At 72.9% G+C, this 17,692-nt stretch carries 14 protein-coding genes and 1 riboswitch; of the genes, 5 read left to right on the forward strand and 9 right to left on the reverse strand.

Going from position 1 to position 17,692, the window contains the following annotated elements; genetic code table 11:
• Nucleotides 1–81 precede the first annotated feature (81 nt).
• Complete coding sequence (locus QJS33_RS07080) at nucleotides 82–1,152, forward strand: D-alanyl-D-alanine carboxypeptidase family protein (RefSeq protein ID WP_306367052.1); 1,071 nt, start codon at nucleotides 82–84, stop codon at nucleotides 1,150–1,152.
• 36 nt (nucleotides 1,153–1,188) lie between these two features.
• On the opposite strand, the gene QJS33_RS07085 is transcribed toward QJS33_RS07080, so the two are convergent.
• From QJS33_RS07085 to QJS33_RS07115, 7 genes are all read right to left on the reverse strand, one after another.
• Entirely contained in the window at nucleotides 1,189–1,851 is a 663-nt protein-coding gene (locus QJS33_RS07085; protein ID WP_306367053.1) for a hypothetical protein, read from the reverse strand.
• Between the two features lie 48 nt (nucleotides 1,852–1,899).
• A complete protein-coding gene (locus QJS33_RS07090) occupies nucleotides 1,900–2,124 on the reverse strand; it encodes a hypothetical protein (RefSeq protein ID WP_306367054.1) in 225 nt (74 codons plus the stop codon).
• A 125-nt stretch (nucleotides 2,125–2,249) separates the two neighbouring features.
• Nucleotides 2,250–3,242, reverse strand: coding sequence for a LacI family DNA-binding transcriptional regulator (locus QJS33_RS07095; protein ID WP_372339611.1), 993 nt, complete (start codon nucleotides 3,240–3,242; stop codon nucleotides 2,250–2,252).
• 150 nt (nucleotides 3,243–3,392) lie between these two features.
• Entirely contained in the window at nucleotides 3,393–4,790 is a 1,398-nt protein-coding gene (locus tag QJS33_RS07100; protein ID WP_306367056.1) for a GH1 family beta-glucosidase, read from the reverse strand.
• 165 nt (nucleotides 4,791–4,955) lie between these two features.
• Nucleotides 4,956–5,858, reverse strand: coding sequence for a MetQ/NlpA family ABC transporter substrate-binding protein (locus QJS33_RS07105; RefSeq protein WP_306367057.1), 903 nt, complete (start codon nucleotides 5,856–5,858; stop codon nucleotides 4,956–4,958).
• Nucleotides 5,859–5,938: 80 nt separating this feature from the next.
• A complete protein-coding gene (locus QJS33_RS07110) occupies nucleotides 5,939–6,679 on the reverse strand; it encodes a methionine ABC transporter permease (protein ID WP_306367058.1) in 741 nt (246 codons plus the stop codon).
• Nucleotides 6,676–7,632 carry a methionine ABC transporter ATP-binding protein gene (locus QJS33_RS07115; RefSeq protein WP_306367105.1) on the reverse strand — a complete coding sequence of 319 codons (957 nt, stop codon included), beginning with the start codon at nucleotides 7,630–7,632 and terminating at the stop codon, nucleotides 6,676–6,678. Before QJS33_RS07115 ends, QJS33_RS07110 begins: the two co-directional genes overlap by 4 nt.
• Nucleotides 7,633–8,294: 662 nt before the next feature.
• Here QJS33_RS07115 and QJS33_RS07120 point away from each other — a divergent pair.
• Both QJS33_RS07120 and QJS33_RS07125 read left to right on the forward strand, forming a co-directional pair.
• A complete protein-coding gene (locus QJS33_RS07120) occupies nucleotides 8,295–9,362 on the forward strand; it encodes a hypothetical protein (protein ID WP_306367059.1) in 1,068 nt (355 codons plus the stop codon).
• Nucleotides 9,363–9,774: 412 nt separating this feature from the next.
• The gene (locus tag QJS33_RS07125) at nucleotides 9,775–10,761 is read left to right on the forward strand and encodes a DUF3558 domain-containing protein (protein WP_306367060.1); all 987 of its coding nucleotides are present in this window, start codon (nucleotides 9,775–9,777) and stop codon (nucleotides 10,759–10,761) included.
• Between the two features lie 100 nt (nucleotides 10,762–10,861).
• On the opposite strand, the gene metE is transcribed toward QJS33_RS07125, so the two are convergent.
• A complete protein-coding gene (metE, locus tag QJS33_RS07130) occupies nucleotides 10,862–13,126 on the reverse strand; it encodes a 5-methyltetrahydropteroyltriglutamate--homocysteine S-methyltransferase (protein WP_306367061.1) in 2,265 nt (754 codons plus the stop codon).
• 157 nt (nucleotides 13,127–13,283) lie between these two features.
• Nucleotides 13,284–13,463, reverse strand: a riboswitch (cobalamin riboswitch).
• A 231-nt stretch (nucleotides 13,464–13,694) separates the two neighbouring features.
• On the opposite strand from metE, the gene QJS33_RS07135 reads away from it, so the two are divergent.
• Both QJS33_RS07135 and QJS33_RS07140 read left to right on the forward strand, forming a co-directional pair.
• Nucleotides 13,695–15,284 carry a polysaccharide deacetylase family protein gene (locus QJS33_RS07135; protein ID WP_372339607.1) on the forward strand — a complete coding sequence of 530 codons (1,590 nt, stop codon included), beginning with the start codon at nucleotides 13,695–13,697 and terminating at the stop codon, nucleotides 15,282–15,284.
• 403 nt (nucleotides 15,285–15,687) lie between these two features.
• A complete protein-coding gene (locus QJS33_RS07140) occupies nucleotides 15,688–17,181 on the forward strand; it encodes a polysaccharide deacetylase family protein (RefSeq protein ID WP_306367062.1) in 1,494 nt (497 codons plus the stop codon).
• Here the strand turns inward: QJS33_RS07140 and QJS33_RS07145 are convergent.
• A complete protein-coding gene (locus QJS33_RS07145) occupies nucleotides 17,075–17,650 on the reverse strand; it encodes a DUF6210 family protein (protein ID WP_306367063.1) in 576 nt (191 codons plus the stop codon). The genes QJS33_RS07140 and QJS33_RS07145 overlap by 107 nt on opposite strands.
• Nucleotides 17,651–17,692 lie beyond the last annotated feature (42 nt).

The raw sequence follows: 17,692 nt of genomic DNA on the forward strand, positions 1-17,692 counted from the left end.
TCATGCAGCCCAGCACGGGTCCACTTCGGCGGGCCCGCATTTTCGGTCAGGCTCGCATTTCCCTGGTGCCTCGCCGTCCTCATGGCCTTCTCCTGCCCCTCCCCCGCCGCGGCAGAAGACCCCACGGTCGAACTGGCGGAACTGCGCGCGGAGCTGGAGGGGCTGCGCGCCGAGGCCGGGGAGAGGATCGAGGAGTACATCGCCGAACACGAACTCCTGGAGGAGCTCGCCGAGGAACGGGAGGCCGCCGAGGAGCGCGTCACCGAGGCCCGGGCCCGCGGGGAGTCCTCCCGGCTGGCCGTCGCCCGCCAGGCGGCCGCCGTCTACAAGGGCGCCGACCTGTCCCCCGCCCGCACCCTGTTCGGCGCGCAGGGGCCGGCGGGGATGCTCGGCCTGGCCGCCGACCTGACGCTGCTCGGCGACCACCGCTCCGCGGAGCTGGGCCGGGCCCGGGCGGCCGGGGTCGCCGCGGACACGCGCTCCGAGACGGCGCGGGCGGCCGAGCGGGAGCAGGAGGAGGCGACCGAGCGGGCCGACCGGGCGCGGGAGGAGGCCCAGGAGGCGATCCGGGTCCAGGAGGAGGCCCTGACCGGGCTGATCGCCGAACAGACCCGCTTGGAGGCCCGCCGGGAGGCCGAGCGGGGCGGCGACGCGCCGCGCGGGGCCCGGAACGCCCCGGAGTCCGGCGCCCTCCCCGGCCCCGAGCCGGGCGCCGGAACGGATTCCCGGCCGGACGGGTGGGTCTGCACCGGGGGCGACGTGTCGGCGCACCCCAACGGGCGCATCCCCGACTCGCTGCTGTGCCCGCTCCCCCAGCCAGGGGAGCGGCTGCGCGCCGACGCCGCCGCGGCCTTCGTCGACCTGGACGCCGCCTACCGCGAGAGGTTCGGGCGCGCGATGTGCGTGACCGACTCCTACCGCCCGTACCACGAGCAGGTCGCGCTGTTCGAGCAGATGCTGCCCGGTATGGCGGCCAGGCCGGGGACCAGCACGCACGGGATGGGGCTGGCCGTCGACCTGTGCGGGGGCGTGAACGTCCTGGGCAGCGCCGAACACGAGTGGATGCTCGCGCGGGCCCCGGGGTTCGGCTGGGACAACCCGCCCTGGGCGCGCGGCGGCTTCGAGCCCTGGCACTGGGAGTACACGCCGTGAGGGACCGCAAGGGGCCGCGGGCGCCCGGGGGCGGGATCAGACCCGGGAGCCGACCCTGACCTCGTAGGAGCCCAGCTCGCCCAGGTCCACGAAGACCTCGTCGCCCTCGGCCAGCGGACCCGCGTCCACCGGCAGCAGGGCGTTCACCCGGCCCGGCTCCCGGGACAGCCAGGGGTCCGCGGGGTCCAGCACGGCGCGTCCGCGCTCGGTGCCGTCGACCTCCACGGCCGCCTCCCAGCGGGTGATCGGCTCGTCGGAGGTGACCAGGACCGGGCCCAGGCCGAGCAGGACGGGCTCCCCCGCGGCGTCCAGCCACAGACAGGCGGGGGTGCGGGCGTCGATCCGACCCGGGGCCCCGGAGACCGCCGCCAGGCCCACACGGGCGCTGTGGGCGCTCGCCGGGACGGTGTCGTCGACGGCCCCGACCAGGCGCGGGGGGACCTCCCAGACGTCGCCGCCGGAGAGGACCGCCACCGGGGCGGCCGGGGCGAGCGGGGCGCACATGCGCGCCTCCCACTCGACGATGATCTCGATCGGCACCCGGCGGGCGCTGTCCAGCACCTCGGCCAGGGCGGGCACCCCGTCGGCCAGCAGCTCGTCCAGGCTCCGGGGGTCGGGCACGCCCAGCACGTCGCCGTCGTCCAGCACACCCACACGCTCGCCACCGCCGCTCGGCGACAGGTAGGTCACCCAGCGCACCGCATCCTCCTCGGTCCCCGACTCGTCCGGACCGCGGCGGCGGGGTTCTCAGATCGCCACGGTCGGGCTGTGCTCCTTGCCGGTGCCGGCGCATCCCCGGCACGGTTCGTCGACCCGGAGCCACACGATGATCCCACTGGCGTCCCGGTGCGGCCGCTCGGGCCGCCACCATCCGGTACCCGAGCAGAACCGGCAGTCGAGGCCGTCCCGATCGCACCATCCACACGCAGAGATCGCACACCGGGTGTGCGTCGGTTCCCGCATCGGGTTCATGCGCCCCCACCGTCTCCCGCGAAGTCGCGACCAGCCTTGCACATGCATCTGCACACGTCCACCCACCGTGGCGTCCCAACGCCCGCCCGGCCGGTGCCGACGCCCGGGAACGGCGTCCCGGCCGGTCAGGCCGATTCCCGGACCACCAGCCGGGTGTCCAGGATGACGGTCTCGGACTCCGCCGCCCGCGGGATGGCGACGTCCACCAGCAGACGGGCCATCTCACGGCCCATCTGGACCGTGGGCTGGTGCACCGTGGTGAGCCGCGGGTCGCTGTGCTGGGCCATGAGGGTGTCGTCGTACCCGACCAGGGCGATGTCGTCCGGCACCCGGAGGCCGTGCGAGCGCAGCACCCGCAGACCTCCGATCGCCATCATGTCGGAGGCGACGAAGATCGCGTCGGGATCGCCGCCCGCGGCCAGCAGCCGTTCCATGGCCAGGGCGCCGCCGTCCACGCTGAAGTCGCCCTGGACGACGAGCCGTTCGTCGATCTCCCGCCCGGCCTCGGCCATGACCTGCTGGTAACCGCGCAGCCGCTCCACGCCGGCGTTCATGTCCAGCGGGCCGGTGACGGTGGCGATCCGCCGGTACCCCTTCTCCAGGAGGTAGCGGACGGCCTCCTTCGCGCCGCCGACGTTGTCGATGTCCACGCAGAAGGGGGCGGGCTGCTCCGGGGAGTGGGGGCGGCCGCCGTGCACGACCGGCAGGCCCGCCGCCGACAGGCGCTCGGACAGGGGGTTGTCACGGTGCAGGGAGACCAGGAGCGCGCCGTCGACGTGGAAGCCGCCGAGGTAGTCCCCGACCCGCTGGTGCTCGCCCTCGGTGCGGGCGGTGGTCAGCACCAGTTGGAGGTCGCGCTCGTGCAGGACCGAGCTGACCCCGCGGATGATGTCGGCGAAGAACGGGTCGGAGAACAGCCGGTCGCGCGGTTCGGAGACCACCAGGGCGATCGTGTCCGTACGCCGGGTGACCAGGGTGCGCGCGGCCTGGTTGGGGCTGTAGCCCAGTTCGGCGATCGCGTTGTGGACCGCCTCCCGGGTGCGCGGGCTCACCTGCGCCGACCCGTTGATCACCCGGGAGACGGTCCCGCGGCCGACCCCGGCCCGCTCGGCCACCATCTCCAGGGTCGGACGCCGCCGACCGCCACCGTCACCGCTCTTGGCCACTTCGCGTGCTCCCTCTGGGAAAATCGTACGCCGCCGCGGCCGGTGGTGCCGGCCGCGGCGGCCCTGGTCGTCCGTGCCCGGGTCGGGGCCGGTCTGCCTGTTCTAGCGTTCCGGGAACCGTCCCGTGGCCGCCAGGCGGGAGTACCACTCGCCGCTGTCCTTGACCGTGCGCACCTGCGTGTCGTAGTCGACGTGCACGATCCCGAAACGGCGGGAGTATCCCCACGCCCACTCGAAATTATCCAGAAGCGACCAGGCGAAGTAGCCGCGCAGGGGCACCCCGGCGTGAATCGCCTCCTTCGCCGCTCGCAGGTGGCCCTCGTAGTAGTCGGTCCGGTCGGTGTCGTGGACCCGGCCGTCCTCGGTGACGGTGTCCTCGAAGGCGCAGCCGTTCTCGGTGACGTACAGGTCGATGCCGCCGGCCTCGCCGGACAGGCGCAGCAGCACGTCGTACAAACCGGTGGGGTCGATCTCCCAGCCCATGTGGGTGACGGGCAGGCCCTGGGAGACGTGCACCTCCTCGGGCTCGGCGCCGAGCCAGGCCCCGCCCTCGCCGCTGACCAGCGCCGGGTCCAGGCCCTTGGCGGAGGCGGCGACGAACTCGGGCGAGTAGTAGTTGATCCCGAGGAAGTCCAGCGGGGCCGAGGTGGTCTCCAGGTCGCCGTCGGCGATGAAGGAGAAGTCGCTGACGGACGCCAGGTCCTCCAGCACGTCGGCGGGGTAGACGCCCTTGAGCAGCGGGTCGGTGAAGATGCGGTTGCGCACCCCGTCGGCCCGGCGTGCGGAGCGGGCGTCGGCGGCGCTGGGCCCGTGGGGCCGGATGACCGCCTGGTTGTGGGCGAGGCCGACCCGGGAGGGGTGGCCGGTGGAGCGGATGGCCTCGGCGGCCAGGCCGTGCCCGAGCAGCAGGTGGTGGGCGGCGGCCAGGGCTGCCGCGGGGTCGCGGTGCCCGGGCGCGTGGTGGCCGTTCTCGTAGCCGAGGAAGGCCGAGCACCAGGGCTCGTTGATGGTCATCCAGTTGGACACGCGGTCGCCGAGCGAGTCGGCCACGATCTGCGCGTAGTCGCGGAACCGGTACGCGGTGTCGCGCGCGGGCCAGCCGCCGGCGTCCTCCAGGGTCTGGGGCAGGTCCCAGTGGTAGAGGGTGGCCCAGGGCTGGATCCCGGCCTCCAGGAGGGTGTCGACCAGGCGGTGGTAGAAGTCGAGCCCGGCCTGGTTGACCTTGCCGCTCCCCTCGGGGAGGATGCGCGGCCAGGCGATGGAGAACCGGTAGGCGCCCAGGTTCAGCCGGCTCATGAGCGCGACGTCCTCCGGGTAGCGGTGGTAGTGGTCGTCGGCCGGGTCGCCGGTGTCGCCGCCCAGGACCTTGCCGGGGGTCTCGGCGAAGGTGTCCCAGATGCTGCGGCCTCGGCCGTCGGCGGTGGTGGCGCCTTCGATCTGGAACGAGGCGGTGGCCGCCCCCCAGAGGAAGCCCTCAGGGAAATCGCTGCGGTTGCTCACTTGTTCGGTACGCACCTTCCATGACGAGGGGACATCGCGTATGGGAGCGCTCCCACAAAACAAGCAGACCGTACACCTTGTGTCAATCGACGAAAGTCACCCCGAAACACAACCGTTACGAGCGATCGGTGCGGGGCGCGGGGCCCGGCCCGCGCCCCGCACACACTACTCCGTCGCTTCCGAGGCGTCCGGGTCGGCCGGGTCGCCGCCGACCGGGATGACGATCCCCTGCCAGCGCTCCTCCATGAAGTCGCGGACCTCGGGGCTGTGCAGCAGCTCGTCCAGCCGCACGATGCCCTCGGCGTCCGCGTCCTCGGATCGCACGACCAGCCCGTTGGCGTACGGGTTGTTCTCGATGCCCTCCCAGGCCAGCGCGTTGGCCGTGGTCGGCAGGTCCGCCTCCAGGGCGTAGTTGCCGTTGACCACGGCCGCGTCCAGGTCCTGGAGCGAGCGCGGCAGTTGGGCCGCCTCCACCGGTGTGAGGGTGACGTTCAGCGGATCGTCCTCGATGTCGTCCACCGTGGGCGAGCCCCCGGCGTCGTCGGCCAGCGTGATCACGTCGGCGTCGGCCAGCAGGTGCAGCGCCCGGCCCATGTTCGAGGTGTCGTTGGGCACCCCGATCTCGGCGCCCTCGGGCAGGTCCGCCAGGTCGCCGACGTCCTCGGAGTAGACGCCGAACGCCTCCAGGTGCACGTCGGAGACGTAGCTCAGGTCGGCGTCGGCGTTCCCCGCCAGGTACTCCTGGAGGAACGGCACCGTCTGGTAGTAGTTGGCGTCCAGTTCGCCCTCGGCCAGGGCGGCGTTGGGCTGGTTGTAGTCGGTGTACTCGACGATCTCCAGGCGCAGCCCGGCGTCCGCGGCCAGGTTCTCGTCGATGAACTGCAGGATCTCGGCGTGCGGGGTCGGGGTCGCGCCGACGCGCAGGGTGGTGAGCCCCTCCGCGCCGGTCCCCTCCTCCGCCCGCTCGCTGGGGCTGCCGCAGGCCGTCAGCACGGCCGCGGCCAGCGCCGCCGCCCCGGCCCCGCGCAGCGCGCGCCCCCACGGCGCCCCTGCCCTGTCTCCGGTCATCGCATCTCCTATCCAGGAATCCAGACGGGTCGGACAAAGAACCGGGGGGTCGGGGCGGGGCGGGGGTCCGGGGCTCCGGGTCAGCGCCGGGTGAGCCTGCGCACCAGCAGGTCGCCCAGGCTCTGTGCCGCCTGCACGATGACGATGAGCAGGATGACGGTGGCCCACAGGTAGTGGTCGTTGAAGCGCTGGTAGCCCTCGCGGATGGCCAGGTCGCCCAGGCCGCCGCCGCCGATCGCCCCGGCCATCGCCGAGTAGGAGATGAGGGCGACCACGGTCATCACCAGGCCCGCGATGAGGCCGGGCAGGGCCTCGGGCAGCATCACCTTGCCGACGATCGTGAACCTGCGGGTGCCCATGGCGTGCGCGGCCTCGACGACCTCGCGGTCGACCTCGCGCAGGGAGGTCTCCACCAGCCGGGCGAAGAACGGGATGGCGCCGATGCTCAGGGGGACGATCGCCGCCGTGGGGCCCAGGGTGGTTCCGACCAGGAAGCGGGTCAGGGACAGCACCGCCACCATCAGGACGATGAACGGCAGCGAGCGGCCGATGTTGACGACGGCGCTGAGGACCGCGCGCACCACGGGCGCGGGGGTGAGGCCGCCCCGGTCGGTGGTGACCAGCAGCACGCCCAGCGGCAGGCCGACCAGGACGCTGAAGATCGTCGCCCACAGCACCATGTAGACGGTGTCCTGGGTGGCCAGCCACAGGTCGGGCCACATGTTCGGCCAGTCCCGGAGGAAGGCCACCACGGCCTCCCAGGGGCCGGCGGCGTCGGTGTTCGCGGCCAGGATGAGGGTGGCGGCGGTGTCGGCGGTCATTCTCCGGCCTCCTCGACCAGCAGGCCGTGTTCGGACAGGTAGGTCAGGGCCTGGGAGCGGCGGGCGCCGCGGACGTCCACGCCCAGACGGCCCACGGACTGGCCCGCGACCTGCTCCACACCGCCGCCGAGGATGTTGACGTCCACGTCGAAGCGGCGGGTGAGCTCGGACATGAGCGGCTCGTCGAACGAGCGGGGATAGGTCACGACGACCGTGTCGGGGCCCGCCAGGTCCGGCAGCGGGAAGAGGGACCGGGCCAGCAGCGACCCCGGGGTGCCGATGAGGTCGAGCACCCGGCCCGCCTCGCGGAACTCGCCGTTCTCCATGATCGCGGCGGAGTCGCAGATCTTCTTGATCACGTCCATCTCGTGGGTGATCAGCAGGATCGTCAGTCCCAGCTCGTCGCGCAGGCGGCGCAGCAGCGCCAGGATCGAGTCGGTGGTGGCCGGGTCCAGGGCCGAGGTGGCCTCGTCGCTCAGCAGCACCTTGGGGCGGGAGGCCAGGGCGCGGGCGATGCCCACGCGCTGTTTCTGGCCGCCGGACAGCTGGGACGGGTAGGCGCGCGCCTTGTCGCCCAGGCCGACCAGGTCCAGGAGCTCGCCCACGCGCTCGCGGCGCTCGGCGCGGCCGACCCCGGAGACCTCCAGGGGGAAGCCGACGTTGCCCGCGACGGTGCGCGAGGAGAGCAGTGCGAAGTGCTGGTGGACCATGCCGATGCCGCGGCGCGCGGTGCGCAGCCGCGCCCCGCGCAGGGAGGTCAGCTCCTCGCCGTCGACGGTGACGGTCCCGGCGTCGGGGCGCTCCAGGAGGTTGACGGAGCGGAGCAGGGTGCTCTTGCCCGCGCCGCTCTGGCCCACGACACCGTAGATCTCGCCGGGCTCCACGTGCAGGTCGACCCCGTTCAAGGCGGTCACCCGGTGTTTCTTCAACCTGTAGACCTTGTGCAGGCCCACTGCGTCAATCACGGTCTTCCCATCGGCGTTGATCGGGGCGCCCGAGGTCGGCGACGGGCGCAGAGAAGGAGACGGAGAACTCGACGTGGGATCGACGCCCACGTCAGAGCGTACGGAGCGGTCCCGGACCCGGTGGCGGCGACGCGCCGGGACGGGCGGTGCGGCGGTCGGGGCGCGGAAATCCCCGGAAATTACCGCCCGGCCGTTACCGGTCGGCCGCGGGTGCCGGGGAGGCGGGGGTCAGGCGGACGCGCGACAACAGCACCCATCACACCACAAGAGGGTGTTCGCCCAGGTGGCGGTGGGGTTCGCCGAGTGCCGTCCGGAAGCCTTCACGCTCACCACTCAACCACGGGAGGGCAGGTCGGTTCACCGAAATCACACCCGCAGACTGGGTTATCTGTGCCACATTGCACTGTTTGTCGGTTCGGAAACCATCCGATCCCTCCCGTATGTAGCCGGGAGTGCCTACACTCATGACCGTCCCGTTACCATCGCCCAGCGCCGATCGCCGCTCGCGATGCCACGGGCCCCGGTCCCCGGCGACGCACCGTCGCCCCCTCCCCGCGCTCGGGGAGCGGTCCCGTCCGGGAAATCGACGAGAAGCAGTGCCCGCCCCGCCCCGTGCCCGGGTGCGCGCGGGCCCGAGGAGCGACCACACCGTGCACCCCGATGACCAGAGCCGAGTGGACGAGTTCGCCGACTTCTGGGCTCCCGACCCACCGGCCGCGACCTGGCGCGAGACCCTGGCCGACGCCGTGTCCGCACCGCCCCGGCACCGCCGCGGTGGCCGGGCGCGTGTCATCGCCCCCGCCCGCCCCTTCTCCCTCACCCTCGCCCTCTCCCTGGTGGCGGCGCTCGTCGCACTGCCCCAGGCCCCGGCCCTGGCCCTGCCCATGGACCCGGAGAGCATGGACTCCCTGCGCGAGCGCGCGGAGACCCTGGGCGACGAGTACAACGGCGAGCTGCGCGACATGGAGGGCGTCATCCAGGAGGCAGAGCGCGCCACGGAACGGGCCGAGGAGACCGCCGAGGCGGCCCAGGCCTCCAAGGAGCAGGTCCGCACCCTGGCGTACGCCTCCTACACCGGCAACGGCATCGACCCGTCGATGTCCCTCTTCGTCGACGCCGACCCCGACCAGGTCATCGACCGCGCCGTGGTCATCGACTTCCTGGCGTCGAGCAACCAGGACAAGATCGCCGAGCTGGAGCAGGCGCTGGAGCGCGACGAGAAGGCCCAGGAGGCGGCCGAGGAGACCCTGGCCGAGGCCGAGGCCGACCTGGAGGAGCTGGAGGACCGGCGCGCGGAGATCCAGGAGCTGATCGCGGACCACCCGAACCAGCCGATGCAGGGACCGCTGAACATCACGCCGCGCACCGAGCAGATGCGCCAACTGGTCATCGACGAGTTCGGCGAGGGCAGGGACGTCGGCGGGGTCGGCTGCTACCGGGCCGTCGGCGGCTGGGTCGTCGGCGAGCACCCCCTGGGCCGGGCCTGCGACTTCATGGTGGACCCCAACGGGTCGATGCCCTCCCAGGCCCAGGTCGACCGCGGCTGGGCGATCGCCGAGTGGGCCCGCGAGAACGCCGACCGCCTGGGGATCATGTACGTGATCTACCGCCAGCAGATCTGGGACGTCCGGCGCGGCGACACCGGCTGGCGCGCGATGGCCGACCGCGGCAGCATCACCGAGAACCACTTCGACCACGTGCACATCTCGATGTTCTGATCCGCTCCGGGACGGCCCGCGCCCGCCCCCGCACCGGGCCGTCCCGGGGGTGGACCCCCGGAAACGAACGGTGCACGCGATCGACACGAAACAGTGACGATCCACCCCGGCACCCCCACCCCGGCCTGCCGTACCCCGGGGTCGGCCGACTAGGATGCTCACGTCCCCGGCCGGTGGCAGACCCGTCGGCCGCCCCGGAGCACCGGTCCGGGGCCACCTGGAGACACCAGGGCCCGCCCCGCCCCCACTCCCCCGTCCTCGCCCGCGGTTCGGTGGCCACGGGAGGAGCGCCCTGCCCGTGTGAACGTCACCGGCGTCCCTTTCGACCCGACTTCGGAAAGTCACACGAACCCACAGGCGCCGATACGCGTCCCAGACAACACGTCAACACATCATCCGGGCGAGGGGAGCCATGAGCGAAAACGGACCTTACAACCAGCCACCGCAGAACCCTTACGGCGGTGACGGCTCCGGAGGCCAGCCTCCCTACGGGCCACCGCCGGGCGGCCCCTACGGGGACCCCCACACCGGTGGGCAGCCGGGCTACGCCCCGCAGGGGGCGTACACGGGCGGCCAGCCCGCCTACGGACCCCCCGGGGGTTACCCGCCGCCGCAGCAGCCCAAGAGCGGCGGCAAGGCCGCCCTGTGGGTGGTCATCGGCGGTGGCGCGGTGATCGTGGTCCTCGTGGTCGCGCTCATCATCATGCTCGCCACCAACCGCGGGGAGCCGGAGGGCGGCACCGTCGCCTCTCCGCCGGAGAACAGCGCCGAGGCCAACGACCCCGGCACCGACGAGCCGGAGGAGCCGGTCGAGGAGCCCGAGGGCGGCGGCGGGGCGGCGGGCGAGCCCCCGTACGCGCTCCCCATCGAGCCCTGTGAGGCCCTGACCGACCGCGTGGCCGAGGGCCTGCTCATGGGCCAGGACGGCTCCAAGAGCAACAGCGACAACCGGTCCTCCTGCTCCGACATCAGCGGTGCCGCGCCCGAGGGCAACCCGGACACCATGTTCGGCACCTACGACGTGACGTACCAGACCCCCTACGCCGGCTCGGACTCCATCGAGGGCGCCAAGGACGAGTTCGAGGACGCCGTCGCCGACATCCGCGGCCAGAGCTCGTACTCCCTGTACGACTCCGAGCACCTGGACCAGGACAAGGAGGTCGCGCTGGGCGACGAGGCCGTCTTCGTCACCACCAAGTACGACTTCCTCGGCCAGAACGTCCCCCGGGCCGCCGTGCTGATCCGCTCGGGCAACGTCAACATCGAGGTCACGTACACGATGAGCCCGTCGTTCGACGCCTCGGACGAGGACGTCGCGAAGTTCACGCTCCCCGACGACATCGAGGCGACCATGACCATGGCCGGCGAGGACGCGCTCGCCCTGCTCGCCTCCGCCTGACCCGGAGGCCGGCCCGGTCGACCGGAGACGCCGGAACACGGGGAGGGGCCGCGGCGACCGCCGTGGCCCCTCCCCCTTTTCCTTCCCTCCGGATCAGCGCCTACAGGCCGGAGCGGACCCGGCGGGCGGCCTCGACCATGTTGCGCAGGGCCTGCTCGGCCTCCTCGTAGCCGCGCGTCTTCAGACCGCAGTCCGGGTTGACCCACAGCCCCCCGGCGTCGATGTGCGACACCGCCAGGCGCAGGGACGCCTCGATCTCCGCCACCGACGGCACCCGCGGGGAGTGGATGTCGTACACGCCCGGGCCGATGCCCCGCTTGTAGCCGCGGCGGCCCAGGTCCGCCACCAGCTCCATGCGCGAGCGGGCCGCCTCGACGCTGGTCACGTCGGCGTCCAGCGCCTCGATGCCATCGACGATCAGGCCGAACTCGGAGTAGCACATGTGGGTGTGGACGGTCGTCGACGGCGAGACGCCCGAGGTGGCCAGCCGGAAGGAGCCCACGGCCCAGTCCAGGTACTCCCGCCGCTTCTCCTGACGCAGCGGCAGCAGCTCGCGCAGCGCCGCCTCGTCGACCTGGATGTGGCGGATCCCGGCCCTCTCCAGGTCGGCGACCTCGTCGCGCAGGGCCAGGGCCACCTGGCGGGCGGTGTCGCCCAGCGGCTGGTCGGTGCGGACGAACGACCAGGCGAGCATGGTCACCGGACCGGTGAGCATGCCCTTGACCGGCTTCTCCGTACGCGACTGGGCGTAGGTGATCCACTCCACCGTCATCGGCTCCGGGCGCGAGACGTCGCCGAAGAGGATCGGCGGGCGCACGCACCGGGAGCCGTAGGACTGCACCCAGCCGTTCTCGGTGGTGGCGTACCCCCGGAGCTGCTCGGCGAAGTACTGGACCATGTCGTTGCGCTCGGGCTCGCCGTGGACGAGCACGTCCAGGCCGATGTCCTCCTGGAGCGCGATGACCCGGTCGATCTCGGCGCGCAGGACCGCCTTGTACTCCTCCTCGCCCAGTTCGCCGCGGCGGTGCGCGGCGCGGGCCCGGCGCAGCTCGCCGGTCTGCGGGAACGACCCGATGGTGGTCGTGGTCAGCGGCAGGTCGGTGGGGGCGCCGCGCTCCTGCGGGCGTTCGTAGGCGTCCGCACCCAGGGCCGCCAGGCGGGCGCGCACGCGCGCGTCCACGAACGCCGCGTCGGCCGGGGCCGCGGCGGCGTGGCCGGCCTCGGCCTCCCCGGACAGCACCCTGCCCAGCAGCGAGACCTCACGGGTCTTCTGCTCCGCGAAGGCCAGTGCCGCGCGCAGCTCGGGGGCCAGGGAGGTCTCGGCGTCCAGGTCGATGGGCACGTGCAGCAGCGAGCAGGAGGTGCTCACGGTGAGCTCGTCGGCCAGACCCAGCAGGGTGCCCAGGGTGGCGACGGCGGCCGGAACGTCGGTGCGCCAGACGTTGCGGCCCTCGACCACGCCGGCGACCAGGCGGGTGGAGCCGAGCCCGGAGACGGCGGTCAGGTCGGCGATGCCCTCGGTATCGGTGACGAAGTCCAGTCCGACGGCCTCGACCGGGGACTCCTTGAGGACGCGCAGGGCGTCGGCGCCGATGGAGCCGAAGTAGGTGGAGACCCAGATCTCCGGGCGGTCGGCCCGCCCGCCCAGGACACTGTAGGCGCGCTCCAGGTGGGCCAGGGCGGCGCGGCCCTCGTCGGTGGCCAGCACCGGCTCGTCCAGCTGCACCTGCTCGGCGCCGGCGGCGCGCAGGTCGGCCAGCACACGGGCGTAGGCGTCCAGCAGGTCGTCGAGCAGCTCGATGGGCGACCAGCCCTCAGGGGCGTCGTCGGCGGCCTTGGACAGCAGCAGGAAGGTCAGCGGGCCGACCAGCACCGGGCGGGTGCGGTACCCGGCCTCCAGTGCCTCGCGGAACTCGGCGACGGGTTTGTCACCGGCGACACGCGGCCGCACCCCCGGGGACAGCTCCGGGACCAGGTAGTGGTAGTTGGTGTCGAACCACTTGGTCATCTCCAGGGGCGGTGCCCCCTGGACGCCGCGGGCCAGTGCGAAGTAGCGGCGCAGCCGCCCGTCGGCGTCGGCGGCCGTGGACGGGTCCTCGAACCGGGCCGGGACCAGGCCGAACAGGACGGCGGTGTCCAGCACCTGGTCGTAGTAGGAGAACGTGTTGGAGGGGATGTCGTCGATCCCGGCGGCGCGCAGCCGGGCGTAGGTGTCCAGGCGCAGGTCGGCGGCGACCTTCTCCAGGTCCGCCGCGGAGGCGGCGCCCTTCCAGTAGGACTCCTCGGCGCGCTTGAGCTCGCGGTCGGGACCGATGCGCGGGTAGCCGTGCACCGTGGATCGCACGGCGGGGCCGGTGGTGGTCATGAAGCTTCTCTCCCTCGTCGAAAGCCGGGTACCGGCCGCGGGGGTCGACGAGGGGGCACGCCGGAACGGCGCCGTGCGACGGGCGCCCTCGGGTGCCGACCTCGGCCCTCCCTCGGGGCGCGGGACCACCGGCGGCACGGGTGCGCCGCCGGGTGGAGGCAGGTCTTCGGACTCACGGGCGCGATCGGTGGACCACCGATCTCCTAATGCCCGCCGCTTCCCGGTCTCCGACCTCTCAGGTCGGTTCGCCAGTGCTCAATGGCGGGGGTCGTTCCCGTACACCGCTGCGGGGCAGTCCCGGATTCGCACCGGGTTCCCTCTTGCGACGCGCGCCACCGGCCCGGGATCGCCCCGGACGAGGAGGTGGCGCGTGTACCTTCCACGCCTGCGAGTATAGGGAGGCCCCCTTCGCCCCTGACCCCCGGCATGCCCCCCTGTGCCCCTTCGCCGCCCCGGAGTCCGAACCCTCCGCCCGTGGGCGGCGTCACACCTGATGAAGACGTCGCACGAAGGTGTCCCCGCCGGCCCCGTGCACGTTCGTCTGCGAGATGGACGCGGAGAACCGTTGGTGAACAAGCTGCCCCGAACCGCCCTGACCCCCGATCACCCGATCATCACCGTGGGTGTCTCCCTCGTGGTCCTGGCCGGCATGGTGCTGTTGTCGGTGCGACCACCGGAATCGCTGGGGTCCGGTCCGGTCGGCGGTGTGGCGCACGGCCTCGCCGACGCCATGGAGCAGCGCCTCCCCGCCACCGGCGAACCCGACGCACTGACCGTGGTCGACACGGCCGCCCTGACCGGGGTGGAGGTGGAGGAGCTGGAGTACGGCGGGGTGGCCACCGAGGTGACCTTCCCGGTGCTGCCCAACGCCGAGCCGCTCACCGAGTTCCTCCGTGAGAAGCTGGCCGCCGAGGTGGAGGCGTTCGACGCCGCCAACCCGGGGGCCGAGTCCTACACCGCGCAGTGGAACGTCACCGCCGCCTCCGACGGCCTGGTCGGCGTACGCATGACCGGTGAGGAGACCGACTCCGAGGGGACCCGGGAGTTCCACGCCACCTACTGGTACGACACCGGCGACGGCGTCACCCGCGGGTCGCAGTCGCTGCTGGCCGGACAGAACGAGCTGGCCGCCCTCAACACCCTGGTGCGCGACCGGCTCGGCGACGCCGCCGAGTCGGGGACGGTGCTGCCGGTGGCGTCGCTGTACGACTCGGTCGGGTTCAACCCCGACGGTGACCTGGTGGTGGAGTTCGACGCCGGGCAGATCGCCCCGGCCGACGCCGGGCCCCTGACGGCGGTCGTCGAGCGCGCCGAGTCCGAGCCGCTGCTGTCGGACTTCGGGCTGCGGGTCCTGCGCGCGGCCACCACCGGGGTGGAGGAGTTCGCCATCTCCGCCGCTCCCCAGGAGGTCTCCGGCGGCGGGGACGAGCAGGTCCCGGGCGTCATCTCCCCCGTGGACGACTCCGTCGACTGCGCCGATCCCGAGGTCAAGTGCGTGGCCCTGACCTACGACGACGGCCCCGGCGGGGGCACCCCCGAACTGCTGGACACGCTCGCCGAATACGACGCCAAGGCGACCTTCTTCGTCACCGGCCTGCCGGTGATGGAGCACCCGCGCACGGTGCGGCGCACCTACGCCGAGGGGCACGAGATGGCCAACCACACCCTGGACCACCCCGACCTGGCGGGGCTGGGCGGCGACGGGGTGCACGACAGCCTGAACAGCGTGCAGGCCCTGGTGTACCGGGAGACCGGGTACACCATGAACCTCATGCGCCCCCCGTACGGGTCGACCAACGACGGCGTCGCCTCGGTGACCCGGGACATGGGCCTGGCCCAGGTCCTGTGGAGCATCGACACCAACGATTGGAAGGACCGGGACCCCTCGGTGGTCGCGGATCGGGCGATCGCGGGCGCCTCGGACGGGGCGATCATCCTCATGCACGACATCCACCCCACCACCATCGCGGCCTCGCACAGGATCATCCGCGAGCTGGACGCGCAGGGGTACACGATGGTGACCGTGTCGCAGCTGCTGGGCGACGCCGAGCCCGGCGAGCGGTACGTGGACGGCGTGCCCGACGAACAGCCCTCGGACGACCCCTCGGCCGGGGCCGGGACGGACTCCGAGGAGCGGGCGCACCGCCCCGAGGAGTGAGCCGCGTCTTTTCGGCCATGTCCCGTCGAGTGGTGTGAGAACACCGGCTGTTCGCACAAGGACGAGTCGCCGACCGGGGCGTTGTCGCCTTCGGTACCCGGGGGTCGAACGAAGTCACACCACTCGGCGGGACACCACCGTCTTTTCCGGACCCCGCTTCGCTTCGGGCCGTCCGTCGGCGGCGGGCGACCCGGCGGCCACGGTCCCGCCACCCGGTTCGGTGCCTCACCCGACCGCCGCGGTCGACAGGAACACGCGAGCTGACCACATGTGGTCAGCGTCACGGCGGGGCCACCGGATTCCCCTATGTTGCACCCAACAGCCCTGGTGCACACGTTCTGGATGAGGGAGTCCGGTGTTCTCGTCGAGCCGCACGCGTCCGAAGCAGACCCTCCCCCGCGGGGTGAGATCCGCGCGCTGGCACCCGTGGGCGGCGGGGGCCGCGGTGGTCCTGGTGCTTCCGCTGACGTCCTGTGAGAACTCGTCGGCGGTCGCCCCGGACGACATCGACGCCGGGCTCCTCACGGTGCTGGCCGACGGCCCCGGGGACGTGGTGACCGAGTGGAGCGGCGACGGGGACGACTTTCCCGACCACCCCTACATCCCCGAGGACGTGGAGATCTCCGTGGCCCACCCGGAGTTCCCGGGCGCCGAGGCGTTCTCCACCGCCCTGCGCGGGCACATCGACCGGGAGGTCATGGACTTCCGCGGGGCCAGCCGGGATCCGGTGGGCCTGGAGATCGCCTGGGAGGTCGTGGCCGCCGACGAGGACGTCCTGGGCGTGCGCCTGGTGCGCACCGAGGAGGACCTGCACGGGTTGCGCCAGGCGTACGCGACGTACTGGTACGACGTGCCGACCGGGCACACCGGGTTCTCCACCGAGCTGCTGGCCGACGACGCGGCGCTGGTGGAGCTGAACGGCCTGGTGGGCGAGGCCCTCGCGGACCACCCCGACGTGGACCCCCAGGGGTTGCTGCCGGTCATGCGCACCTACGACTCGATCGGGTTCAACGCCGCGGGCGACCTGGTGGTGGAGTTCGACGACGGCCACCTGTCGCCGGTCGTCGAGGGCCACCCGCCGGACTCGTCCCCGGGACGGATCACCGCGGTCATCGGCGCCGAGCAGGCCGAGCCGCTGCTGTCGGACCTGGGCGAGCGGGCCCGGAGCGCCTCGCTCACCGAGGAGCCGGTGCTGTCGGTGTCCGAGCCCGACACCGATGCGGAGGCCGCCCCGGCGCCCCCGGGTGTGGTGACCGAGCGCGGCCCCGACGTGGACTGCACCGACCCCGAGGTCAAGTGCGTGGCCCTGACCTTCGACGACGGCCCGGTGGAGGCGACCGCGCACGTGCTGGACATCCTCGCCGAGCAGGAGGTGACGGCGTCGTTCTTCCTCAACGGCAACCCCCTGCTGACCCGGCCGTGGCTGGCGCGGCGGATCTACGCCGAGGGGCACGAGCTGGGCAACCACAACGACCTGCACGAGAGCATGTCGGAGGACTTCACGCCCGAGGAGCTGCCCGCGCAGGTGGCGATGGTGAGCGCGGGGATCCGCCGCCAGACCGGGTACACCGTGGAGCTGTTCCGCCCGCCGTTCGGGGCCACCGACGACGACGTCAAGGCGGAGCTGGCCCGGCAGGAGCTCGCCGAGGTGATGTGGACGGTCGACAGCGAGGACTGGACCGGGTCCGACCGGGACACGATCGCGGACCGGGTGGTGGAACTGGTGGAGCCCAACGGGGTGGTCCTGCTGCACGACCCGCAGCCCCCGACGGTCGCGGCCGTGCCGGAGATCATCGAGCGGCTGCGCAAGAAGGACTATGTCTTCGTGACCGTGACACAGGCCTTCGCCCCCGAGGTCGGCGGGACCTACCCGCCGGACTGGGACGGCAGCTGGTAGCACGCCGGACGGCCCGCACCCCCGGAGGTGCGGGCCGCGGTCCGTCGGAGTTGCACCACACGAGCACACCGGGCCCGTCCGGGGTGCGTACCGCTATCCACGCCTCGTCGAGTTCGCCGAGGGAGTCCTCGTCCACCGCCAGGGGGCAGGGGCGTTCATCGGTGCCGTCGCAGGCCCAGTAGACGACCTCCGCGAGGGCGGCGTCCACCCGGTCGCGGTGCGCCCGCCGCAGGGGACGGCCCCGCGTGCCCGCGCCGCGCAGGTCGCGCTCGAAGAGCGCCCTGAGCAGGCCGAGCGCGTCGGGGCCGTGCACCGGCACCAGGAAACCCTCCACGCTCCCCTGGCGGCAGGCGGTGCCGCCGTACTGCTGCCGGTAGCGGACGCCGGTCGGCGCCCGCACGACCACGTACGGCCGGTCCTGCCTCAGGAGCCCGTCGGGGTCGAGGAAGACGAAGCGCGGTGCGGTCATGGGCCGAGCGTAGCGGCGGACACGCCGACGGCCCGGTCCGGG

It is taken from the genome of Nocardiopsis sp. CC223A, from assembly GCF_030766825.1.
Taxonomy (GTDB): domain Bacteria; phylum Actinomycetota; class Actinomycetes; order Streptosporangiales; family Streptosporangiaceae; genus Nocardiopsis.